Raw genomic sequence first — 2608 nt, 5'->3', positions numbered from 1 at the left:
TGTGCGCGTAGTACAGGCCCTTGGCCACGGACTTCCAGTCGTCGCCGAAGCGCCACGGGGAGTGGGGGTCGCCCTCGGCGTCGGCGTACTTGTGGTGGCGGCGGTGGTCGGCCACCCACTTGATGACACTTCCCTGGAAGGCCATGGTCCCGGCCAGTGCCAAGGCGATTCGGAGCGGGCGCTTGGCCTTGAAGGAACCGTGGGTGAAGTAGCGGTGGAAGCCGACCGTGATGCCCAGGCCGCCGATCAGGTAGTAGACGGCACCGATCGTGATGTCCACCCAGGTCAGAGCCCATCCCCAGGCGAAGGGCGCCGCGGCGGCCAATGCCAGCAGCGGGATCAGGGCGTAGCCGAACACAGTGAGCCGCTCCGCGCGGCTGCGTTCCTCCGGATCCAGATCGTGTTCGAGCCCGCCGTCGCTCCGGGGTTCCGCGTCGGGCCGGGTGGATGGGCTCTGGGGGGTCGTGGACATCTCTCACCTCATGGCTGTGCGCATTGCGACTTACGGTTGCGTAACTTACGATACCGAAACCTACGGTATCGTAAGTAGCTGCCCGGGTTCGAGTGTACGTACGTTCAAATCGAGCGTCAATGCTCGTGGGGAAACCCATGGCGAAGAGGAGAGCCGCCCGGCGCGCCGGGCGGCTCTTTCGGTCAGAACACCTAGTTGACCTGGGCGTCGGTGTAGACGTCTCCCGGCTCCATGCCCTCCAGCCCGAACAGGTCGCTGACGGTCACGAAGTGGTACCCCTCGTCGTGCAGCCCTTCGAGGACGTCGGGGATGGCGTCGACGCTGGTCTCATGGATGTCGTGGAACAGGACCACGCTGCCGGGCTTGGTCTCGGTGAGCGCGTGGCCGGCCACTTCGCCGGTGTCGCGGCTCTGCCAGTCCATGGTGTCCACGTCCCACAGGATGATCGGGTGCTTGCTGGCTCCGCGTACGGTTCCGTCCAGCGCGCCGTAGGGCGGGCGCATGGTCAGGGGGTCCTCGCCGGTGACCTCCCTGACGGCCTCGTCGGTGCGGTCCAGGTCAGCACTCACTTCGTCGGCGGACAGGGTCGTGAGGTCGTCGTGCTTCCAGGTGTGGTTGCCCATCTCGTGGCCGTCGGCGTGGGTGCGCTCCACGATCTCGGGGAACTCACTGACCAGGGATCCCAGCACGTAGAAGGTGGCTTTGGCGTCGTAGTCGTCGAGCATGTCCAAGAGGTCTTCGGTGTGTTCGCCGGGGCCGTCGTCGAAGGTCAGCGCCACGCACTTGAGCTGCTCGCAGTGCAGGGTGTGGCCCTCCGCGCTCAGGGACCCGTCGAAGGGGAAGTCCTCAGTGTCGGCGTTGCCGGCGACGGCGGCGCTGCGGGCCTGGTAGCCGAGCTCGGAGAGCACGTCCTCGGCCTCCTCCGGCTCGACCGGCAGGAGGACCTCGTCGACCCGTCCGGCGCCCGGGACCTCGCTGGGGTCCATGCGCACGGCCATGCCGCCGGCGGAGCTGAAGGCCAGGTCGGCCAGTGGAGAGGCCGACCAGCGCTCAGCGGCCTCCCAAGCCTCCTCCGAGTCGGTCAGGTCGGCGTCGCCGGGCTCGGGTGCCTGGTCCGCGGAACCGTCCTCCCCGTCGTCGGCCGAACCGTCGTCCCCGTCCTCCGCATCCCCGTCCTCCGCATCGCCGGTCTCTTCCTCGGGGGGTTCGGATGCGGCGGCCGAGACGGAGTCGGCCTCGGCGTCGGCGCGCACGGCGATCTCGCCGATGACTCCGGGCAGCTCCTGCAGCGGCATGTCGTAGCCGTCCTGGAGGACGTCTGCGACCGCCAGGTGCGCGGCTTCCAGAGCTTCCTCGTCCTGGAACAGGGAGGTCCACGGCAGCACGTCGTCGCTTGCGGCGGAGTACCAGAACGTGGAGGACTCGGTGCCGCCGTCGCGCACGCCCGAGGAGTGGGAGGTGACCCTGGCCCCGAGCACGTCGTCGGAAACGGCGAGGAGGTCCACGTCCTGGGTCAGTTCGGGGCTGCCGCGGTCGGACAGGTTCTCCAGGAACGCGGTTTGGCGCTCGGTCATCGCGGTCCGGGTCGCCATGGTCAGCGGGTGTGACTCGCCTAGGACCGGATACCGGTAGCGCACGGTGCTGTTGTCGGCCTCCACTGAGACGGTGCGGGTCTCCAGCGCATCCAGGGCGTCCGGTGAGAACTCGATGGTCTCGGCGTAGGGCAGGGCGTTCTCCACAGCGTGACAGCCTGGGATCAGCAGCAGACCCAGGGCGGCGCTGAGGGTGAGTTTTCGTCGCAGAGAGGTGACAGCCACGAGGGGACCATATCGGAGCCGTGGCGCCGAAAGATAACCTGAGGGCGATGGTGTGGTTTCTCAGCGTGATAAAGCGCCCCTTTTCGGTTGCAAAGCGAATTTTATCGCGCGCCCCGCGCCCGCGCGTGTCACCTGATCTCTCGGATTCCTCCCCGGCCTTCAGGCCGGGGAGGAATCCGCTCTCCCGCGTAACGGGTCAGGTCAAGCCGATGCGCCGCCAGGCGAACCGGCGCCTCCCAGCGCGGTCTCCAGCAGGTACACGATCTCTGAGTTGATGGACCGCCGGTCGTGCCTGGCCTGGTCGGCCAGACGCGCGTGC

The 2608-nt window shown here is 67.9% G+C and carries 3 protein-coding genes; all 3 read right to left on the bottom strand.

The genetic code is table 11. The features are described 5' to 3' along the window. The coding region (locus tag ACYVDG_RS32565) for a fatty acid desaturase (RefSeq protein ID WP_460764091.1) at positions 1-472 on the bottom strand (472 nt) is incomplete at its 3' end. 191 nt (positions 473-663) lie between these two features. Continuing rightward, complete coding sequence (locus tag ACYVDG_RS32560; protein WP_460764086.1) at positions 664-2289, bottom strand: polysaccharide deacetylase family protein; 1626 nt, start codon at positions 2287-2289, stop codon at positions 664-666. A gap of 201 nt (positions 2290-2490) precedes the next feature. Further along, the gene (locus ACYVDG_RS32555) at positions 2491-2598 is read right to left on the bottom strand and encodes a hypothetical protein (protein WP_460760489.1); all 108 of its coding nucleotides are present in this window, start codon (positions 2596-2598) and stop codon (positions 2491-2493) included. Positions 2599-2608 lie beyond the last annotated feature (10 nt).

Source organism: Nocardiopsis oceani (assembly GCF_054777395.1).
The sequence above is the reverse complement of the archived record's forward strand: the minus strand, read 5'-3'. Positions and strand labels throughout refer to the sequence as shown.